This window comes from Sorangium sp. So ce281 (assembly GCF_051527395.1).
GTDB lineage: Bacteria > Myxococcota_A > Polyangia > Polyangiales > Polyangiaceae > Sorangium > Sorangium cellulosum_B.
The window spans coordinates 9,864,479-9,885,193 of record NZ_CP150322.1 but is presented as its reverse complement, the minus strand read 5'-3'; the positions used below and the strand labels follow the sequence as shown (position 1 = coordinate 9,885,193).

Sequence of the window (20,715 nt, the reverse complement as noted above, 5' to 3'; positions counted from 1 at the left end):
CGCCGCATGCTCGAGAACCTGCCGCTCTTTCCCCCGAACGGGCTCGATCGGAGCCTCCACACCGCGGTCCTGATCGGCCTCGTCTTCGGGACGTTCTTCACCGAGACGCTCGGCTGGACGTACGCGGGGCTCGTCGTGCCCGGCTACCTCGCGACGGTGTTCTTCGCGGCCCCGGTCACCGCGGTGTTCATCATCGCGGAGTCGATCGTGACGTACCTGTTCGTCGCGCTGATCGGCCGCTGGATCACCCGGACCGGCGCGTGGTCCACGGCGTTCGGGCGCGAGCGGTTCTACCTGTTCATCGTCGGCGCGGTGATCGTGCGGCTCTTCGTCGAGGGCTTCGTCGTGCCCGAGGTCTCGGCGCGCTACGACTTCGTGCACTCGCGGGAGCTCTACAGCATCGGGCTCGTGCTGGTGCCGCTCATCGCGAACGCCTTCTGGAACAGCGGCTTCTTGCGCGCGGCGCCGCGGCTCGCGGTCGTCACGGCGCTGACGGCGCTCGTGCTCGGCGTGCTGCTCCGGACGACGAACCTCTCGGTCTCGCGCTTCCAGGTGCTCAACGAGAGCCTGTCGCTCGAGTTCCTCGAGCTGCCGAAGGCCCACATCATCCTGGTCATCGGCGCGCTGCTCGGCGCGCGCAACAACGTCCGCTACGGGTGGGACTACAACGGCATCCTCGTGCCCGGCCTGCTCGCCGTGGCGTGGTACGAGCCGACGAAGCTGCTCACGACGACGATCGAGGCGCTGGTCGTCTTCTACCTCTCGCGCTGGATCACCTCGGTCCGCCCGTTCTCGCGGATGCTGCTCGTGGGGCCGCGGCGGATGATCTTCGTGTACGTGCTCGGCTTCCTCATGAAGATGGCGATCGGCTTCGCCATGGTGCGGTACGCGCCGGGGCTGCAGATGGTCGACTACTTCGGCTTCGGTTACCTGCTCCCGAGCCTGCTCGCCGTGAAGATGTGGAACAAGGAGCACGTCGGCATCGTGATCATGCCGACGATCCAGGTGTCGTTCACCGCGTTCCTCGTCGGCAACGGCGTCGGTTACGCGCTCGTGGCGCTCGGCTGGGGCGGCGCGCCGCCGCCGCCCGCGGCCGCGGCGAGGCCGGTGCCGCGCATCGAGAGCGCCGCGCTGTCGCTCGTGCTGGCGGACACGGCGCCCCGGCCCGGCCCGCGCCCGAGGGCGGCCGCCATCGCCGCCGACATCGAGTCGCGGCGGATCGCCCACCGGCTCGCGCGCAGCGTGCTGCGCGACGGGCGGCCGGCGGACGAGCTGCTCGGCGCGGCGGAGCGCGCGCGGGTGTCGGTGGCGCGGGAGGGCGACGGCGAGCGGCCGTGGTACGTGCTGAGCCCGCGGTTCGACGATCCGGACGACACGCCGAGCGCGCCGCGGGCGGCGATCCGCAAGCGCGTCGGCCGGAGCCCGACGTCCGCGCCCGAGTGGCTGGTGCTGGCCGCGCCCACCGAGCTCGGCTCCGCGCTGCCGGCGGTGGCGCTCCGGGTCGCGGAGCTGCTCGACGCGGCGGGGGTCGTGCTCCTGTCGCGCCACGGGGCGATCCGGCGCCACGACGAGGCGTTCGTGGCCGCGATGCTCGACGCCATGGAGAGCCCCCAGGTGCTCCTCGTCGAGCCGGGCGGCGGCGACGGGCCGGAGCTCAGCGTGGTCGGCTCGCCGGCGGGGCTGCCCGTCGTGTCGATCGGCCTGGGGCTCGGCGCCGAGACGGCGATGACGTTCCGCCCGGCGGCGGAGCCGTCCACGCCCCTCGGCGACGCGCCGCGCTTGCACGTGCCGCGCGAGGTCGCCGAGGCGGTCGGCGCGCGCTCCCTCGGCGCGCCGGAGGCCGTGCGCTGGACCGGGACGCTGGAGGAGGAGCTCGCGAAGCGGATGGTGTCCTTGACGGAGGTCCAGCCGGGCCGCTTCCGCCCGCCGTCGCTCGAGGAGCTCAGGCTGTTCGACGCCGTGGTGGCGCCGCGCCTGATCGCGGCGGCGACGCGCCCCGGCGGCGCGCCCGGCGCGGCGCCGCCGACCGCGTGGGAGCGGGCGATCCTCGGGCGCCTCGGCTTCCGCGAGGTGCGCATCGGCGGCACCGACGCGGCGCCGGCGGCGTGGGGCATCGCGGAGCCCGGGCCGGCCGAGGGCGGCCCGGAGCGGCGCGGGAACCCGGCGTGGCTCGTGCTGGCGCATGCGTCGGCGTCGCCGCCGGCGGCGTCGACAAGCGCCATCTTGCCCGCGCCGCCCTCGGCGGAGGCGGTCAAGTCATCCATGACGGGCGCGATGCTCGTCGAGGTGCCCGCGCCGCGGTGGCAGATCGGGGCGTTCGGCGCGGGGCTCGCGCTCGCCGACGCGCTCTCGGCGCAGTCGCTGCTGCTCGCCGGGGCGGTGCCCACGGCCGAGCCGAGCGGGGCCGCCGACGTGCGGCGCGCCGAGGGGCTGCGCAGCTACTTCCAGCGGGCGCACGAGGTCTGGGTCGGGGACGGCGGCAACGCGCTGTCGGTGCAGGCGATCGAGGCGGATCGGACCTACGAGCGGGACGCGGTGATCTCGTTCGGGTACGAGGTCGTGCGGCCCGGGCACGTGCCGATGTTCGCGGGGCCGCTGCTGGAGACGATGCGCGATCTCGAGCTGCGCGTCGGGATCTTCGACGGCACGCGCGAGCAGGTGCCGTTCAGCGGCGCGACGGACATGGCGATGGCCTACGCGAAGCGGTTCGCCGAGGGGCGGTTCGCGATCGTGTACCTGGGCAGCGCGGTCCGGCGCTTCTTCGAGCTCCGGCGCTTCGTCGAGCCGGGGCAGGGGGAGACGCGCCTCGAGGCGCGGCTCGCGCGGCTCGGCGTGACGCCCGAGCCGCTCGACGTGGCCGCGCGCGCTCGGGCGCTCGCGTCGTGCGCGGGGAGCGCCGGCGCAGGAGCGAGCGGGGACGAGCTCTGCCCGACCCGGGGTGTGACCGCAGCGTGCGACCTTGCCGCTGCGATAGAGCCCTTCCGGCGCTACACGACCGAGCGGAACCCGTATTACCTGAGGGCGCACTTCTCGGCACAGACGGCTGCGCGGCGGGGCGAGGCGCGGTGTCATGTCGAGATCGGGCGCGACGTGATCACGGGGCGCCCGTGGGTCATCGCGGCGCGGCCGGGGGAGGCGCAGCTGCTGCCGATCGACGGCGCGCTCGTCGCGGTGCCGGGCGCGGCCGTGCCCGGCGGTTCGCGGCTGCGGCGCGCGGTCACGGTCGGCACGAGCGCGCTCCGGGTCGAGGCGGCCGGGCCCGGGGCGGCGCCGCAGCAGGGGGCCCCGTGACCGCCCCGGCGAAGCGCCGCGAGCCGGCGGGCCACGAGGCGGCCGCCTCGCCGCGCTCCCACGCGGCGCGGCCGCCGTCCCGGGCGCGCCTGGCGACGGCGGGGTTCCGCGCCCGCGACGGCGCGCCGCGCAGGGCGCTGAACCCGCGGTGGCTGATCGCGATGGCGCTGCTCGGGGTGACGGCGTTCGCGCTCTCGCAGCTGTCGAGCGCGCCGCCGCTGGGCAGCGCGCTGCCGGCCGAGGACGAGATCCTAGCTTATCACATCGAGCCGGAGCGGGACCTCGTGATCAAGATCCCGGCCGAGATCGACGCGGTGGAGGTGACGACCTGGGGGAGCGTGAGGGCCGACGCCTGCGACTCGGCGCGGCGCTACCCGTACGGGTTCGTCGCGGCGTTCGTGAACGAGCGCGGGGAGGAGGTCGCGCGGCACGCGATCGATCTGGAGAGCCGGGTCAGCTGCGATCCGGATCGTCCGCTCGGCGAGGGCGAGTACGCGGCGCGGCTCGCGAGCGGCGGGGGCGCGGTGACGGATCCGCGCTCGACGCTGCTCATCACGCACGACGTGCTCCCGCTGGGCGGGCAGGTGCGGCTCCGGGCGAAGCCCGCGGTGGGGAGCGACGGCGGCGACGGCGCGCGCGCGCCGAGCGAGCTGACGATCCTGTCCCGGCTGGAGGGGCGCTACCAGCGCAGCGAGGCGTCGCGCGCGGTCTACGAGCAGAGCCTGGACGCCGAGGAGCGGCGGCAGCTCGGGCTCCGGGCGTCGGCGCTCGGCTTCGCCGACCTGCCGGAGCCCGCGCGGAAGGAGCTGCTCCGGGGCTGGGCGCGGCGGCTCGAGGCGGGGGGCCGCGAGGGGATCGACTACGAGATGTCGCGCCTGCTCTTGCGGCGGTTCCGGATGCCGTACCCGCGCGCCGAGGGGCGGGGCGCGTCCGAGTTCGTGATCGGCGAGCGCCGCGCGGCCGCGCTGAACTTCCGCGGCCCGCTGTCGCTCGACATCGAGGGCCCGCCGGGCCGCACGGTGCGGGTCGCCGACGGCGCGAGCGGGTCCGCGAGCGTCGAGCTCGGCCCGCTCGGGAGGGCCACGGTGCGGCTCCTGCGGGAGGACATCCGGACGGTGGTGATCGACGGCGTCGGCCCGGATTTCGGCGTGCGGTTCGGCGCGCCGGGGGCGCAGGCGATGCAGCAGATCGGCGAGATCGTCCACCCGGCGATGCCCTCGCCCGCGGGCGAGGGCGGCCCCGACGCCGCGCCGGGGGCGCTCCCGCCGGGGGCCGCCGCGGAGCCGCCCGCGGCGCGAGCGGAGGCGGCTCCGGCGCGGCTGCAGACGCCGCCGGACGTGCGGATCGTGCGCTACCTGGCGCTGGATCCGAGCGACCCGGTGATCGCGCGGATGGCGCCCGGGCAAGAGCTCCTCGGGCTGCTGATCCGGACGGAGATCGACGCGGGCGGGGGCGCGAACCAGGGCGACGCGACGGTGGTGGCGCGGTGGGGCCCTGGGCCGTCGGAGCGGGCCGAGCTCAAGGTGACGCTCCCGCGATCGCGGTTCGAGTGGTGGAACGAGGGGTTCGACGCGTCCGAGCCGCGGCTCGCGATCCTCCGGCCGCCGGCGGGGGTGGAGCGGATCGAGATCACGGGCGACGCGAGGGCGCGCCTGCGGCTGCGCGCGATCGAGCCGGGCGTGAACGAGACGCTGTACCGGCTGCCGTACCGGGTCACGCTGGCCGAGGACGAGACGTGGCGCTACGCGCCGTTCGACGTGAGCACGTGGACGGACGTGCGGGCGCTCAACCTCGACGATCTGGAGCGGAAGGAGCGCTTCTCGGATCTGCGCGAGCAGGTGCGGATCGAGCGGGCGGGGGAGGGCGCGAGGTCGAGCGCGGATCGGCCGGAGCGGGTGCTCGTCCCGGAGCACGCGCCGGTGCGCCGGCGGCTGCTGATGCCGGCGTGGCAGTCGGCGGGGGAGCCGTCGCCGGGCGACGCGTGGACGCCGCTGCTCGTGGCGAAGGACGTGCGGGTGGACGGGGCGGGGGCGCGGGCGGGGCGGCTGTCGGTGATCTACCGGGCCGCGCGCGCGTCGCTGGGCAAGGAGGTGGCGGTGCGCGTGGACGGCGAGGTGGCGCTGAGGGAGCCGATCGTGGCGCTGTCGGGGTCGCTGCGGGTGGTGGCGCCGGCGGGCGCGCGGCGGGTCGAGATCGAGGGGCTGGGCGAGACGGGGGTGGCGTACACGGACGCGCCGCCGGCGAACGGCGGGGCGATCGTGCGCCGGCGCGACGTGTTCGAGCTGACGCGCGCCCGGCCGATGACGTACGAGTTCGAGCAGGAGGCGGGCGAGACGCTGCACCTGGTGCTGTTCGTGGTGACGCCCGGGGAGAACGCGGACTACCGGATCCGGTACCGGCTCGAGGGGGCGAAGCCGGCGTCGCGGGAGGCGGCGTTCTTCCGGCGGGTGACGATCCCGGACGGCGTGCTGGCGGGCCGCGGCGGCGACCTGACGCGCGCGACGCTGTGGGAGGCGGCGACGGAGAAGCGCGGCACGGATGGCGTGGGGCGCGCGGTGATCCGGCTGGGCGACGACCTTTCGCCGGGGGAGCGGGCGGTGCGGCTGTCGCTGCTGGGGCGGCAGCCGGGCGATACGGGGGAGCCGGCGAAGGCGGTCTGGGTCGGGGCGGTGCTGGTCGGGCAGAAGGCGCCGGGGCGGGACGACGGGCCGAGGCTGTGGGTGGAGGACGATCCGTGAGGAGGAGCGGGTGAGGCGTGGCGCCGAGCCTCGGCAAGGGATTCCAGCGCCGTCGGGGACCGATGTGGAGAAGGCGCGCAGCCGACCTTCTTGACCGAGGCAGGTGGAAAGCAATCGAGCCAGCCCGAGGAGCACTCCTTCCCCGAGTTATTCCAGGGCTCGACGGACCCGAGCGCGCCGTCGCCGATTGTCCTGTTCGTCGGGTAAAAGGAGCGAGAAGTTTTCGCCGTCGATCACGAGAAGTAACCCGTGGTGCCGGAGGAAGTCCCGGCCGAGCAACAGATCTTCATAGCCTGGCATTTCTCGAAACTCCGGCCGCTCAGCGCCTCCGACCTGCCATGCGAGCTGGGGCGAGGGTGGGAGCTCAAGCACGCAGCCGCCGATGCTCATCGAGACCTTCTCGCGGATCCAGCCCCCAGGTCCGATGAGCGGCAAGCGGAGCGTTTCGCGAGGCAACGCGGTCCTCCAGCGTGCCTCGAGCCAGCGATGGCTCAGCAACGTGCAGTCCGCTCCAGAGTCGATGAAGGCATCAGCTTCGAGCGGCGTGCCCCCGAGCCACCGCTCGAACTGGATCCTGACCGGGACGACCAGACCCAGGTCATGTTCCTGAGGCTGGCCCTGGTGCTCCGTAAAGAACCGAGAGACGCCGAACGGCTGACGCTGGACGATCACCATGCTCAGGCGCCGCGCAGCGAGCGACCACGGACTACCGGATCGCGTTCAGGTAGCCGAACCCCAGGCTCGATAAAGACTGGCGCGCCGTCGGGACCCTCCTCGAACGCCGACTCATAGCTGTGGATCGCCTCCTCTCGATCGGTGGAATGAAAGAACACTCGCGTTCCGATCATGACGACGAACTCGCCAGGAAACTTGCTCGCTTCCTCATACTGGCGCCGGATCAGACGCTGCCGTGCTTGTGACGGCGAGTCATTGACATGAGCCGACGACCGCTGAGCCGCCTCGATGTCCTCTTCGGCCGCATCGTCAGGGTCACTTTCCAGGTGCCATGGAGGTGGACTGATGAAGCTCGACAGGTTGGGCGCGGCTCTGGCCAGCAGAGCCATGGATCGTGGCGAGAGGATAAGGACGGTGGACCCTTCGCGGGAGAGGCGGCCCCTCAACAGATCGAGGCGCTTCCACTCGTCACCCGAGAACGTCTCCAGCCCGGAGACGACGAACAGCGCGCCTCCGCCCGCACGCAGACGCCTCGCGAGCGCGGACGCATCCGGGGGAGCGTCCAGGTGCTGCCCCCTGCAACGGCGAGCGATGCGTCGCGCCAGGGACAGCGTGTCTCCCTCGGAGACGACGACCGCCCGGATTGCGCCAGGAGCGAGCTCCGCGTCGTTCCTGCGGCACAGCTCGTCAAGACGAATCGACGGGAGCCCGACGGCGCTCATGCCGCCCCCTGGCGATTGGCCATCTGTTCAAGGAGCGGTTCCAGAGTGGGCTGAACGACGAACCGTGAGCTGCCGTTCCGATACTCCAGCACGCGGCGGGTCATGAGGAGCACCATGTCGTCGTCCGACGTCGGGACAAAGGTCCCCGTCTGCCGCACGCGCTGCAGGACCTCGATTTCGGCGGGCTTGAGCCCGAAGATCAGCTGACGCCCGAAGGCGTCAGCGATCGCGTCGATGTGCTCTTCCTCGATACGATCCGCGCCGCGCATGTACGCCTCTTCTCCCGCCGAACGAGCCAGAGAAATGAGATCGCGGAGTACGCCGCCGGAGCGCTCGGCGAGCTTTCGACATACGGGCTCGGGGAGCAACTCCGACGGCGCTCGCCTTTGAAGGATGTCGACCAGGAAGGCGCGCCCTTGCTCGTCCTGCTGAACATCGACCGCGTGCTGCGGGTAGAAGTGCTGAAAGAAGTCGGTGACCGTGCGGTGCGGACCGAACATGGATCGGAGCGGCCCCACAAGGACGAGGCCAATACCGGCCTTCTGGATGGCGCGGACGTCCTGCTCGACCGCGGTCGCGAACGCCGCCGGGTCCGGCAGCCGGTCGAGTGAGTCGAACAGGAGCACGAGGTACGGAACGCGCCTGCGGAGGCCGCTGCGGATCTCAGCGAGCCGGTGGGCCTTGTCCTCCACAGACCAATCGAGCGGCTTCTCTGGCGAGGACAGGAGCGGCTTCTCTTCAATGATGTCGTAGTAGCCGCGCTCCGGCTCATCATCATCGGGCTCACCATGATCATACGGCTCACCGGGGTCGTCGTCGAAGGGGACCCATACGTGACGATCATGGCCGTATGCCCAGCGCCGGAACTGCTCGCCGGCCTCGTGCGCCACCTTGTCGTCCCCGGGTTCCAGGTGCCGATGGGCGGCAAGCCCGGCAGCGACGATCAGCGTCCCAGGTGCCATGCTCTGGAGATCATGGATGAGGCTCAGGTCGATGTACTCGGCGCGCGTATCCGCGAGTTTATTCAAGCGGTCGCACGCGACCAGGAGCTGCGTGGTCTTGCCCGACCCGATGCCGCCGACAATCAGGTGCGACGAGGAGGGATCGATCTCCAGCCGCGCGGCGACCTCGTCGGCCGTGGACCGCCCCGGCCGCGGTACGTAGAGGCCGTCGCGGACCGCACCGCGCGGATCTCCGGCGGGATTGAACCGCGCCATGTACTCACGAAATTTTTCGAGCCGCGTGGTCACCTGGGGGAGTATGGCAGCTTGCTCCCGAGCGCGTCCACATGCGTGGCGCGTGAGCCCACGAGGGGCCCGGACGCGGACGTGGCCCCCTGTACGCTGCCCTGGCGCATGCCATGACCGCACCACCGCCTGCAAGCACGCCGATGGAGACCAGCGCCAACCCCGCCGCCGCGTTCGACCGTGACGATCTCCTGGCGCGCTTCCCATCCGCGCCGACCGGCCGAGGTGGTCGCTGCTGGGGCCGCAGGCGGGCGATACGGGTGAGCCCGGCGAAGGCGATCTGTGCTGATCGGGCAGCGGGCGCCGGGGCGGGACGACGGGCCAAGGCTGTGGGGAGGACGATCCGTCAGGCGGAGCCGGGATGGAGCGTCGGATCGGTGTGGAGGGCAGAGCGTCGTCGAGGCGCCTGGTATGTGGCGCGCCGCTGAACTCCGCTTCTCATGAGCGTTTGTGTCGCCATTCGACTCGATGGGTCGCTGTCATCTTCACGAGCGGCTTGCCGCGCCGCGCGCCGCTCAGCCACGTGGGTGCTACGTCGAGCGGAACCACGGGCTCGCTCGTTGACGGGTTGGTCGTGCGCCTTTTTTGTTGTAGGGTCCCCCCGCGCGCCCCCGCGGCTCGCTGCAGCGGAACGAGCACACATGGCGGAAACGACGACGAGCCCGCTCGGGAAATGCCTTGTTGCGGTGCCTATCCTTCGCCTCCCCGACACCCGTCGTGATGCCAGCCGCGCGCGAGGCGCGCGCGCCTTCGCCGGCCTCGCGTCTGCCGTCGCGGTCGCGCTCGGGGGCGCGGCGGCGCACGCGCAGGAGCCCGGGCGCGACCCGGTGGCCGCGGAGGCGCTCTTCAAGGCCGCGCGCGCGCTCGTCGACAAGGGGGACGACGCGGCGGGGTGCCCGAAGTTCGAGGCGAGCCTCGCGCTCAACCCCTCGGCGAGCACCCAGATCAACATCGCGCGTTGCCGCGAGCGAGAGGGCAAGCTCGCGACGGCCTGGCACGATTACCATCGCGCCCTCGTCCTGAACCGCGAGACGGCCGGGGAGCAGCGGCGGCGGAGCCTGGAGGAGGTCGCGAACCAGGGGATCGCGGCCCTCGAGCCGCGCGTGCCGAAGCTCGTGATCGTGGTCAAGGGCGCGCCCGCCGGCATGGAAGTGCTGCGCGACGGCACGGCGCTCCCGGCGGCCGCGCTGGGAGAGCCGCTGCCGGTCGATCCCGGCCCGCACGAGATCCGCGCGAGCGCCCCCGGGCACCAGGCAGAGACCCGCTCGATCACGCTCGCGGAGGGCGAGACGACGACGGTCGAGCTCACGCTGCGACCCGCGGCTGCGGCCGCGGCCAGCGCCGCGACGCCGCCCACCAAGGCGAACGAGGCGCGAGGCGGGGGCACCCCGACCTGGGCCTGGATCTCCGGAGCCGCCGGGATCGCCCTTGCCGGTGCGTCGGTCGGGTTCCTGATCGACGACCTCTCCGCGATCAGCGCATTGCGCGAGAACTGCCGCGAGGTCCCGGGCGGGACGTACTGCGCCCCCGGCTATGACTTCGCGGCTGACAATGCGCGCAAGAACCGCGATTTCGGCCTCTTCGTCGGCCTGGGCGCCGCGGGGCTCGTCGCGATGGGGGTGGCGGTTTATGGGATCGTCCGGCCGGGTGACGAGGCGGCGCCCGCGCCGGCGGCCGTCGCGGTCCCCTGGATCGCGCCGTCCGGCGCTGGCGCCAGCATCTCCGGGAGCTTCTGATGCGCATGGGCGAGAGCAACCGCGTGGTGGTCTTCAGGCCTCTTGCCGCGCTGGCGATCCCGCTGGCCGCGGCGGGCGCGTGCATCCCTGACGTGGAGCCCGACGTCTTCGTCGTGCCGCACTGCGAACAGGTCGCGCCCACCTGCGGTCCGGCGGCCGATGAGAGCTGCTGCGCGGCGGGCGAGGTGGTGGGCGGCCAGTTCAACCGCCTGAACGACGCGCGTTATCCTGCCACGGTCGCCGATTTCCAGCTCGATCGCTTCGAGGCGACGGTGGGCCGGTTCCGGCAGTTCGTCGCGGGCTATCCGGCGACCAGGCCGAAGGCGGGAGCGGGCGCTCATCCGCTCATCGAGGGCAGCGGCTGGGACCCGGCGTGGGATGCGAGCTTGCCCGCGGGGCAGCACGAGCTGCGGGCCTCGCTGCAATGCGACGCCAACTTCCGGACGTGGACCGATGAGCCCGCCGGCAACGAGGCCGCGCCGATCAACTGCGTGAGCTGGTATCTCGCGTTCGCCTTCTGCGCCTGGGACGAGGGCCGGCTGCCCACGGAGGCGGAGTGGAACTACGCCGCGGTCGGGGGGAACGATCACCTCGCCTATCCGTGGGGCGACGAGGCCCCGAGCCAGGATCTGGCGGTGTTCGGCTGCGATACCACGACGACGGTGTGCCCGATCCCGTCCGTCGGGTCGAAATCCCCGGCGGGCGACGGGAGATGGGAGCAGGCGGATCTGGCGGGCAGCCTGTTCGAGTGGGTCCTCGATTACCACGCCGATCTGACAGGGGCGTGCACCAACTGCGCGACACTGACCGACGGAGGCTTCGGAAGGGGCTCCCGCGGAGGGGCGTTCTCCCACACCGAGGAGACGCTCAGTCCGACGTACCGTATCGGCGAGCTGCCGGAGAGGACGCTGTCTTTCTACGGGTTCCGCTGCGCGCGGGACGAGTAGGGGCGACGACACGACGGCGGCGTCGAGGCCTGTGGTGTCGTCGACTCGATGGCTTTCAGGAACCGTTTCCGGGGCGGTCGGACCGGTCGGCCAGGAGCGTTTCCGGTGTCCGGAGGCGGTCGGACCGGTCGGCCGGGAACGCACCCCCTCGCCGATCGCGCGCTTGCGCTCGAACCCGGAAATCGGGTAGCCCGGTAGATCACGGCGCGAGGCGTGAGTGGGCATGGTGCAAGGGTAATCGCCGTGGATCTCGACGCCTTCCCCGGGGCCGCCGCCCGCCGCGCGCTGCTCGCCGCGGCGCTCGTGCTCGCCTTCGGGGTCGCCCACGGCGTCCCGGGGGCACGCGAGGCCGCCGCCGCCGAGCCGCTCGTCTGGGTGGCGCCGGAGAGCGCCCGCGTCGTGCCGTGGAGCAGCGGACCGCAGCAGGGCGCTCCCGCTCCGGACGAGGCGCGCGCCGCGCCCGTCGTAGCCGACCCCACCGCGCCCGTCGCGCTCACCGCGGGGCAGCTGCTCCTCGTGCCCGTGCAGCCAGGCGACCGGCTGGAAGTGCGGGGCGACGTCGCAGGGATCGGCCTCGGCTCCGGCGTCGGGAGCGCGCCCGATGTGATCACCTGGAAGCCGCTGCCTCCCGTCGGGGCCGGCGCGCGCGATTTCGCGGTGCCGACGTGGTCGAGCGCGCGCTTCGTCGTCGTGCGCGCGGCCGCCGCGCGCGGCGCCGGGAGCACGCCGGTCGCCGTGCGGGTCGCCGCACGGGAGCGCGCGCCGCTGGCCTGGTACCGCCTCGACGAGGACGTCGCCGCGTGGCTCGGCGGCCGCGCGCCCGCGCCGGCCACCGCGCCGGGCGAGGCGGGCGCGCTGCTCCGCTGGGTCGACGCCGCGCGCGCGGCGCTCTCCGCCCCGGCCGCGGCGGGCGCGCCCTCCGCGCGCCTCGCCCCCGCCGCCGCGCGGCTCGACCCGGCCGCGGCCGCATGGCTCACCGCGCGCTATCTCGAGGAGTCGCTGCTCCTCCGGCCGCTCGTCGAGCCGTACTTCGTGGCGCGCGGCGTCGAGCTGCGCGGAGGCCGCGAAGGCCCCGATCTCCCGGCCATCGAGCGCGCCACGCCATGGCGCTCGCTCGGCGCCGGGGCGCGGCTCGAGCTCCGCGCGCCCGGCGCGGACGTGCTGCGCATCGCCCTCCGGGCGCGCACCTACGGGACCACGCGCGTCGTGGTGCGCGCTGGCGGCGCCGTCGTCCGGGAGCTCGTCGTTCGCGCCGGGTCGCGCCTCGCGGACGCCGCGCGCTGGAGCGAGCCGCGGTGGATCCGGGTGCCGCTGCCGGTCGATGCGCGCGCGGCGACCGTCGACGTCGTCGAGGGGGAGCTCGCCGTCGCCGCCAGCGGCTACCAGCAACGCGCCGGCGTCGCCGAGCTGCTCGCGCCGCAGCGCGACCGCGCCGCCCTGCTCGATCGCGCGGCGCGGCGCGATCAGGCCGGCGACGGCGATCGCGCGCCGGTCCACGCCGAGGCGCCGCGGCTCCTCGCCGCCGCGGACCGGGCCGCCGCGCCGGGCGCCGCGAAGGCCGCGCTCGACCTCGCCGCGCGGCCGGCCGTGCCGCCGCCGCTCCGGGCGCTCCTCCTCGCCGAGTCGGTGCGGTGGGCGCCCTCCTCCGGCGCGGCGTTCGCGCGCGCGGCGCAAGCCTACACGGCGGCGCAGGCGTCGGCCGCGGCCCAAGGCGACGCGGCGGCGCAGGGCCGCGCGGCGGCGGGCGCCACGTCGCTCCAGCGCGCCATCCTCGCGCGGCTCGCCGCCGCGCACGCGGAGCCGGGCGCCGCGGACGCGCCCTGGTCCGGGCCCGCTCAGCCCGGGGCCGCGGCGCCGCGCGAGCCCGCCGGAGGCCGCGCGCACCCGGACGACGTCGCGGCCGTGTCCGCGCTGGGCGCGGCGATGTCGCCGCCGCGCGATGGCCGCCGGCCAGCGGGGGCGCCGCTCGCGGAGCGGTACGCGCTCGGCCATGGCGACGTCGAGAGCGCGGCGCCGCTCGCGCGCACCGCCTGGGCGCGCGAGGCCCCGTGGGACGCGCTCGACATCCCCGACGGCGTGGCCGCGTGGAGCGCGATCGCGCAGCCTCGCGACGCGCTGCCGCCGGCGGGAGGCGGCACACCGGGGCGCGCCGCCGCGGACGGCCTCTGCGAGGTGGACGCGGAGTCCGGGCTCCGCTGGACGCTCCTCGACGCCGCGCGCGCGCAGATCGACGTCGAAGCGCCGCCGGGGGCCCACGCGCGGGTGCTCCTGCGGAGCGCCTCGAGCCAGGTGGTCCCCGAGTCGCCGGTGCTCATCGACGGCGCGCCGGCCGCGGTGCACGGCGGCGCCGGGCTCACGTCGGTCGTCGCCGTGGCGCCCGGGGCGCGCACGTTCCAGCGGCCCGCGGGCGCTCCGCCGGTGCTCGCGCGCATCCCGCGCAGCGGGCGCGCGCCGTGCGCGTCCCTGCGCGAGATCGTGCAGTGGGCCTGGGTCGACGGCTCCGCGACCTTCGCGCTCCCCGACCCGGAGCGCGCCACGCTGGCCCGCGTCGTCATCGCGCCGCCCGCCGTGGCGGGCGAGGCGGCGCTGGCGTCCGGAGCGCAAGGCGCCGCTGCGCCGTCGCCTGGAGCGCAGGGCGCCGCTGCGCCGGCGCCCGGAGCCGCTGCGCCGGCGCCCGGAGCCGCTGCGCCGGCGCCCGGAGCGCGAGGCGCGCCGCCCCCGGCCGACGGCCCCGCGCGCGTGCTCCGCGTGCGCGCTGGCGCCGCCGTCCACGAGGCCTGGGTGCGCGCCGGCGCCACGGGCTCGATCGAGGTCCCGGTCCCCGCCGGCGCGCACGAGCTGCGCGTCGAGACCGATGCGCCGGCGCTGCTCCGCGCCTCGGTGCGCCTGCACCCCGCCGCGCCCGGCGCCCCGCGCGCCGTCACGCCGGTGCGCCCGCCGGACGGCGCGCCCGTCGACGGCACCCTCGAGCAGATCCGGGGCGCCACGCGCGCCCTCCGCGCCGCGCCCTCGCCTGCCCGCGCCGCGCTCCACGCGCAGCGCGCCGCGGCGCTCGACGCCCTCGGCTTCCCGGCGCTCGCCGCGCTCGACCGCCCCGCCGAGGAGGATCGCTGGGACGCGGCGCATCTTCCCGGCGCGCCGACCGCGGGCGCGCCGCCGAGCACCGTCTTGACCCTGCCGCCGGGCAGCCCGGTGGCGGTCCCGCTCGGCCTGCCCGCGCGCGTGCCGCCGCTCCCGCTGCCCGACGACCGCGCGCCCCTCGCGGCCGCGCGCGGCGCGCGCGCCAGCGTCGACCCGCGGCGCGGCGTCGCGCTGCTCGCGGGCCCTGCGGGCGACAGCTCGGGCGCGGACGCGCTGCTGCTCGGCCTCCTCGCCGAGCGCTCCAGCGAGGTGCAGCTCGCCGCCGACGCCTTCGCCCGGATCGGGCTCGCCCACCGCTCCGCCGCGGCGCTCGCCCGGGCCGCGAACCTGGCCACCGACGTGGCTTCCGCCGCCCCGGCGCCCGATCGACGGCTCACGCTGCGCGCCCTCGCGCTCGCCGAGCTCGCCGTCCAGGAGGCCGCCCGCGAGGCCTCCGCCGGTCAGCAAGGCGCCGCGCCCGCGGCCTCGGGGAACGCCGCACAGGGCCCGGCCGCGGCGCCTCCCGCCGGCGCCGCGCCGCCGCCTGTCCAGCTCCCGCCGGCCGCCCTCGCGCGGCTGGCCCCGGTGACCGGCTGGGCCGTGCCGCCGCGCGCCGACGCCACGGCCGGCACGGCCACGCTCGAGATCCGGGCCAGGGCCGATCGCGACCTGCCGCTCCGCGTGCGGGTGCGGCGCGCGCTCGTCGACGCGCCGGAGGCGTCGCTCCTCATCACCGACGGCGCGCGCGCCGAGTTCCGGCTCGACCGCGCCGCGCCGGGCGCGATCGTGCTCGACGGCGTCTGCCGGGCGCTCGACCGCGAGGAGACCCCCTGCGCGTTCTCGATCGCGCTCGACGGCGTACCGGTCGCGTGCTCCGCGGCGCCCGCGCCGATGGCCGACCGCTGCGTCGTGCAGGTGCCGCGGGGCAGCCACCGCATCGAGGCGCGGCCTCCGGCGGACCGGAGCGTCCTCGGCTGGATCCGCGCGACCGCGGGCGGCGCGGCGCAGCCCTTCTCGGGCCGCGTCCTGTCGACCTGGAACGACATCGACCCGGCGCGCCCCCTGGAGCTCGCGTTCGTCGGCCCGACCGTGGTGCGCGTCCGCGCCCGCGCCGCCTACGAGTGCGCGTCGCCCCGCGCGCGCGCCGCGCCCGCGGACGGCGGGGATCCAGCTTGCCATCCCGAGGTCGCTGCGGCCGCGCCCTCCGGCCAGCTGCGCTTCTCGGTGGCGCCGCTCGACGGTGCCGGCGGCGAGGCCGGCGGCCGCGCGGTGGAGGAGGGCACCCTCGCGCTCGACGCCTCCGAGGACCGCGCCGCGCGCCGCCTGGGCGTCACGCGCGAGCCGTTCTTCTGGCTCGGCGGCGAGGTCGAGTCCCGCGTCGCCGTCCTGCCCGAGGGCCCGCATGTGCTGCGCGTCGCCTCGCCCGGCGGCCGGGCGCTGCTCCGCGTCGAGCTCGCCGTCGCGAACGGCGCGCCCCGCCCCCGCGCGCCGCCGCCTGCGCCGCCGCCGCTGCCCGCGCCGATCGCGCCCGCGGACGAGCTGCTTCGCCCGGCGCCCCCGGTGGGAGAGGACCCGGACCCGGGGCCGCTCTCCGTCGGCGGCTACGCGCGCCTCACCGACAGCGAGCTCGCCGAGGAGGACCACCGTCTTCCGGTCCGCTCCCTCGAGCTCGGCCTCGACGTGCACCGCGAGCTGATCGCGCGGCGCGCCTGGATCGCGGCCGCGGGGTTCGGCCGCCTGCGCGACGGCCCGGAGAGCTTCGGCGCGGAGGCGCGCTTCGACCTGAGCTCGAGCGGCTGGGTTCCCGGCGGTTCGCTGAGCGGCCGCGTCGTGTTCCAGCCGGACGCCAGCGAGGCCATGGGCGCCAGGGCGAGCGCGAGCGCGTTCTGGTCCATCCCGCTCGGCGAGCTCACGCTCTCGCCGTGGGCGGGCTTCACGTGGCTCATGGTGGACGAGTCGCTGCGGGGCTTCATCGGCGCCGACAAGGACGTCTACACGCCGTACGGCGCCGGACACGACACGCAGGCCTCGCTCGGGGCGCGCCTGCGGTACCGGCCGTTCGTCGACGCGCTCGTCACGGCGGGCACGTCGCTGCGCCTGAGCCCGGCGCCGTCGGCGCTCGACCGCATCGACGCGACGCTCGACCTCGACCTGCTCCCCGGCAGGGGGCTGTGGCCGTGGATCCAGCTCGGCTGGCTCGCGAGCTACCGGCCGGTGAACGAGACGCGCGACGAGGCCTTCCTGCGCGACGCGTTCACCGCGGGGCTCACGTTCTGGAGCTGGCTCGCGCGCGGGCACCGCGCCTCGCTCGGCGTGGAAGGGACGTTCCTGTTCGACGTCCCGAGCCTGGCCGAGACATCGCCGCGCGCCTCGGGGCTGGTCTTCCTCCGCTACGACTACACAGCCCGCCGCGGCCTCCGCGACTTCACGCCGGCGTCGACGCCGTTCCGCGACCGGCAGGAGGAGGGGAGCGGGCGCGTCGAGCGCGAGCGGCCCGCCGTCGAGCCCTCGTGGGAAGAGCCGTGAAGCAGGCGAGCGGTGGCGCTGTCGATCGTAGCCTCAGCGAGAACGATGAGAGCTGCCGCCGTGAGCTTCGCGCACTGCATGCCAGTGTGCTCAACGCTTCGTCAGCTTCGGTCCGATATAGACGATGTACAGCGGGCAGTCGTGTCGTATGGGATAAGTGAAGTGCATACGCATCTGCCCGATCTTTACCTTCCCATGCCAGGTGCAGAGCATTCTCGATCCCGATCCCTCCGGATCTGGGAACGTCAGCTCGCTGCGAAAGTCACTCTTCTCGCTGTCCGACGAGTCGGTGAACCACGCCTTGTCCCCGACGAAGTGATTTTGATACAGATCCATGCCGGCCGCCGTGAGTCTTCCGCTTTTATCGAAGCTCCCCTTGAGCGTCTCGAGTGTAGAGAGCAGCACCTGGAACCGCTCCGCGGCGCCTGGGATGAAAGGGTGCCCGTCCAGCCATCGAATGACATCGGATGTGAGCACAAGCCGCGGGCACTCCTCGCGCGCCCATTGCACGAGCGCTTCCCATGAGTTCAGCGGATGTCGGGTGTCACGCAGGTATTGCTCCAATGCAGGGAGCGCCCAGTAATTGTGGAGCAGGACGGTCTGTCGCACAGCGTCGTCCTGCACGCGGTCGACCGAGACCGGCGTGTACATCCAGTCCGACGGCTCGAAGCTCACGACAGCTCGAGGCAGTCCCCGGAGCGCTGCCATCGCTGCTTCTCCGATGCCTGTCTCTGTCACGAGGCTGCCCCTCACCTCGAACCAGTCATCCGGGCCATGGATCGGGTCGTCATCCCAAAAAGGACCTTGCTGGGCCAGCCAGGTGACGACCACACTGGAGAGATTCTTGTCGCCCGCCGCCCGCAATGCTTGGCGGACAGAAATTCCTGGACTTCCTGGACTGATGGACGCGTCGAGCAGCTTGCGCGGGCAGCGTACGATGCGACCGCTCCGCAGTATACGCTGGCGTATTGCAAGTAGACGCTTCAGCGACTCGATGAAAGACGGTGCTGTCGGGAACTGAGCGTGTATGGAGCAGTCGTTGATGACGAGATCCGTCACGGTTCGAACCCTGCGAAGTAGTTCATGTCCTTCTCGAATTGATCGAAGAATCCTTGAGGCCAGTGATCGATGTTGCCCTCTCGGTCCACGCTTGGTGAGATTACCTGTGCCTCATTTCGCGCTTCCGCGACGGATCGAGGCTGGAAGAAGTGAAGCGCCACGTCCTCCGGAGGAAGCAGCGATGTTCTGACTGCACGGCGGAGGCCATTGAGGACATGATCGGAGTGTGTTTCAGTGATGACTTGAATGCCGGCGCTGGCTACCATTGATAGGAACATGCCGATCTTCGCTTGGCCCATCGGATGCAGGTGAACCTCAGGATTCTCTACGAGAATGATGTCGCCCTTCTCCGCATGTAGACAAGCCACGAGGATGGGCAGCACGTGCGTGATTCCGAAGCCGACGTGCTGTGGGCGGTGATGATCGGTATCCGGGCTTGTCCGGATGCCAAGGGTAACGAGGTTAGCCCTCGGGACGCGCTGCACCTCGAACGAGACACCCGGGAAGAAGTCCGCGATCCAGGCCTGAGTCTGCTTGTAGAGCGTAGGCGCCGGTTCTCCCTTGCAGCGCATGTGCTCCGGCACCTCGTGATCCTCGTACCAGTAGAGCATTCCGGGCGCCCGATCGCCCTGAGGGCCGACCGTGCGGTGTCGGGGAAGATCATAAAGAGGATACGTCTCTCGAGGCCCGGTTCGCTCTGCGCAAATGTACGTCAACCCCTCGAGGAGCGTGGCGACCGAGGCGCGCGCCATGGATGCGTGCGGCGGCAGGAGGCTCACCGGATTATCCTCGATGCGGAAGACTTCCCTTGGCCCTTCCGTAAGTACCAGCCGCGACAGCGGGACGGAAATGTCTTGCCGATCGGATGAGCTGCTCTCGAATGTCCAGACGCAGCCGAAATTTGTGCCGGAAAGACCGATAGAGAATTGCCGTCGCCCATTCACCTTGTCGACGACGTCGCCGAGCGTGCCCAGCGACAGGATTGATCCATCGAGCAAGAGGTTCGAGCCCCAATTCGTGTCGACGGCGGTCTGGTGAAGGAGCGTAAGTGCCTGGATGACCGTGGACTTGCCTGATGCGTTCAGCCCCGTGAGCAAGGTGAAGGGCTGGAGAGGTAGCCTCAGCGTTCGAAAGCACTTGAATAAATCCAGCCAGAGGCTAGTGAGCATTGAACACCTCTCCGAGCAACTTCTCGGCGGCTTTGAAACGCCCTTCGACCTGTTTACGGCCGTTCGTTCCGTATGTGATATCACGAAGGAATTCCTCCTGTTTCATCAGGAGGAAAAATCCGTCCCGAATCTGTTCCTTGTGACTCTTGACGACGGTATGTTCATGGCGCGCGAGGCCTGTCGAGAAGATATCGAAAAGCGACATGTTGAATGTCGAGCGGGTCTCCCTGTCACGATCGTGCTTCCGGAATGCGTGTTTTCCGAAGACGAGCTGATTGTTGCGCATGCTCTCAAGGAATGCCGTCTTCAGACTCTCAACCTCAGCGGCGGGCATCCTATTGATCTCGGTGAGCGCGTCGCCGAGGAACTGATCCATGTCGTCACCGTAGCTAAACGAGCCGAGTAAATAGAAGGCACAGAAGCGGTTGACGGCCTCTCGATCGCGCATCGTTTTACTGTCGAGACTGCCACCGGTGGTGTTTTTAAAGAGCGGATCGTGGGCCAGTTCCTTAAGCAATTTCGTTGCTTTTCCCTGGTAGAGAGCGTTGCGCATCTGCTGCCGAGTGAGCGGCACACCGCCGTTTACGCGTTCGAAGATGTCGAGTCGAGCGCGATCCGGGACCTTGGAGTCGATCATGTAAAGTGTGAGTTGAGTGTCCTCGATTCGGTTCTGAAGCTTTGCTGGTAGATCGCTGAACTTCTTGTTCTTGAGATCCGGATTTGGGAGTTTGAGCTTGAGGCTGTCTCCGAGAAAATGCTGGAAAGTGGTCAGCCGCTGAAGCCCGTCAACGACCACAAGCTTTCCGTCCGCATTTTCGGCAAGGTAGAAGACTGGCAACGGGATGCGCATGAGCACGGACTCAATCAGCCGGCTCTGGCGCTCTTCGTTCCATACGAAGTCGCGCTGGAAGTCAGGGTCCATGATATAGAAACCCTTGCCGATACGGCGGGTCACGACCTCATGGATGGTCCGTGTCTCCGTTCGGATCGTCAGGCTGTCGAGCGGGTAGTCTCCCAAGTCACTGGGCTGCTCCCAGCCTTCGGGGTCCTTCACATCGCTCTGCTCCGTCATTGGCGTCGCTCCTGGCATCGCTAGATTCCGCGTTCGGTACCCGAAGGCTAGTACACCGCGTTCCGGAAGCACAGGTGCATCGAGGGCGCCTCTGTCGGTTGATCCTGGTTGCGTTGCCACTGCCTCCCGCGGGGTTGGAGAGCCGCCGCCTGCCAGGAATTACCCGTTCAGATCGCGCTAGGAACGGCCGGTCGGATCGCGAGCGAGCCCTGCACGTGCCTCGGTACGGGGTGCCGCGGCGCTGGATCATGCCAAGGGGTTCTCTTCGCGAAAAAATAGAGAAAAATCATCGACTTAGTGAATTGTCAGATCTCCACCATTTCGGCCTCCGCGGGCGACGCGACTGCGTGGCCGGCAGGAGGAGGGCAGCGGACTCATTGAGCAGAAGCGGCCAGCGGCGGAGCCGTCCGTAG

At 72.4% G+C, this 20,715-nt stretch carries 11 protein-coding genes; 5 read left to right on the top strand and 6 right to left on the bottom strand.

The genetic code is table 11. The features are described from left to right. Positions 1-6 precede the first annotated feature (6 nt). Both WMF27_RS37705 and WMF27_RS37700 read left to right on the top strand, forming a co-directional pair. Positions 7-3,291: a poly-gamma-glutamate biosynthesis protein PgsC/CapC gene (locus WMF27_RS37705; protein ID WP_437764066.1), complete on the top strand. Its 3,285-nt coding sequence runs from the start codon at positions 7-9 to the stop codon at positions 3,289-3,291. After that, the gene (locus tag WMF27_RS37700; protein WP_437764067.1) at positions 3,288-6,029 is read left to right on the top strand and encodes a hypothetical protein; all 2,742 of its coding nucleotides are present in this window, start codon (positions 3,288-3,290) and stop codon (positions 6,027-6,029) included. Before WMF27_RS37705 ends, WMF27_RS37700 begins: the two co-directional genes overlap by 4 nt. A gap of 147 nt (positions 6,030-6,176) precedes the next feature. Here the strand turns inward: WMF27_RS37700 and WMF27_RS37695 are convergent, their stop codons facing one another. From WMF27_RS37695 to WMF27_RS37685, 3 genes are read right to left on the bottom strand one after another with little or no spacing between them, the layout of a single operon-like run. Further along, entirely contained in the window at positions 6,177-6,704 is a 528-nt protein-coding gene (locus WMF27_RS37695; protein ID WP_437764068.1) for a hypothetical protein, read from the bottom strand. A gap of 2 nt (positions 6,705-6,706) precedes the next feature. Then, positions 6,707-7,426 carry a hypothetical protein gene (locus WMF27_RS37690; protein ID WP_437764069.1) on the bottom strand — a complete coding sequence of 240 codons (720 nt, stop codon included), beginning with the start codon at positions 7,424-7,426 and terminating at the stop codon, positions 6,707-6,709. Continuing rightward, positions 7,423-8,676: a hypothetical protein gene (locus WMF27_RS37685; RefSeq protein WP_437764070.1), complete on the bottom strand. Its 1,254-nt coding sequence runs from the start codon at positions 8,674-8,676 to the stop codon at positions 7,423-7,425. The genes WMF27_RS37690 and WMF27_RS37685 overlap by 4 nt, the downstream gene beginning before the upstream one ends. A 638-nt stretch (positions 8,677-9,314) precedes the next feature. Between WMF27_RS37685 and WMF27_RS37680 the strand changes: the two genes are divergently transcribed. From WMF27_RS37680 to WMF27_RS37670, 3 genes are all read left to right on the top strand, one after another. Continuing rightward, positions 9,315-10,409: a PEGA domain-containing protein gene (locus WMF27_RS37680; protein ID WP_437764071.1), complete on the top strand. Its 1,095-nt coding sequence runs from the start codon at positions 9,315-9,317 to the stop codon at positions 10,407-10,409. Between the two features lie 5 nt (positions 10,410-10,414). Next, on the top strand, positions 10,415-11,356 hold the full coding sequence (locus tag WMF27_RS37675) for a formylglycine-generating enzyme family protein (RefSeq protein ID WP_437943409.1): 942 nt from the start codon (positions 10,415-10,417) through the stop codon (positions 11,354-11,356). Between the two features lie 243 nt (positions 11,357-11,599). Next, complete coding sequence (locus WMF27_RS37670; RefSeq protein WP_437943408.1) at positions 11,600-17,002, top strand: hypothetical protein; 5,403 nt, start codon at positions 11,600-11,602, stop codon at positions 17,000-17,002. A gap of 90 nt (positions 17,003-17,092) precedes the next feature. Here the strand turns inward: WMF27_RS37670 and WMF27_RS37665 are convergent, their stop codons facing one another. From WMF27_RS37665 to WMF27_RS37655, 3 genes are read right to left on the bottom strand one after another with little or no spacing between them, the layout of a single operon-like run. Next, the gene (locus WMF27_RS37665) at positions 17,093-18,061 is read right to left on the bottom strand and encodes a hypothetical protein (protein ID WP_437764074.1); all 969 of its coding nucleotides are present in this window, start codon (positions 18,059-18,061) and stop codon (positions 17,093-17,095) included. Further along, positions 18,058-19,230 (bottom strand): AAA family ATPase, encoded by a 1,173-nt coding sequence (locus tag WMF27_RS37660; protein ID WP_437764075.1) that lies wholly within the window; start codon positions 19,228-19,230, stop codon positions 18,058-18,060. Before WMF27_RS37660 ends, WMF27_RS37665 begins: the two co-directional genes overlap by 4 nt. Then, positions 19,220-20,302, bottom strand: a complete 1,083-nt coding sequence (locus WMF27_RS37655) for a DUF262 domain-containing protein (RefSeq protein ID WP_437764076.1) — start codon at positions 20,300-20,302, stop codon at positions 19,220-19,222. The genes WMF27_RS37660 and WMF27_RS37655 overlap by 11 nt, the downstream gene beginning before the upstream one ends. Positions 20,303-20,715: the final 413 nt, after the last annotated feature.

Coding starts and splice junctions, on each gene's coding strand:
- WMF27_RS37705 (WP_437764066.1), top strand. CDS start 7: ATGCTCGAGAACCTGCCGCTCTTTCCCCCGAACGGGCTCGATCGGAGC.
- WMF27_RS37695 (WP_437764068.1), bottom strand. CDS start 6,704: ATGGTGATCGTCCAGCGTCAGCCGTTCGGCGTCTCTCGGTTCTTTACG.
- WMF27_RS37690 (WP_437764069.1), bottom strand. CDS start 7,426: ATGAGCGCCGTCGGGCTCCCGTCGATTCGTCTTGACGAGCTGTGCCGC.
- WMF27_RS37680 (WP_437764071.1), top strand. CDS start 9,315: ATGGCGGAAACGACGACGAGCCCGCTCGGGAAATGCCTTGTTGCGGTG.
- WMF27_RS37675 (WP_437943409.1), top strand. CDS start 10,415: ATGGGCGAGAGCAACCGCGTGGTGGTCTTCAGGCCTCTTGCCGCGCTG.
- WMF27_RS37660 (WP_437764075.1), bottom strand. CDS start 19,230: ATGCTCACTAGCCTCTGGCTGGATTTATTCAAGTGCTTTCGAACGCTG.
- WMF27_RS37655 (WP_437764076.1), bottom strand. CDS start 20,302: ATGACGGAGCAGAGCGATGTGAAGGACCCCGAAGGCTGGGAGCAGCCC.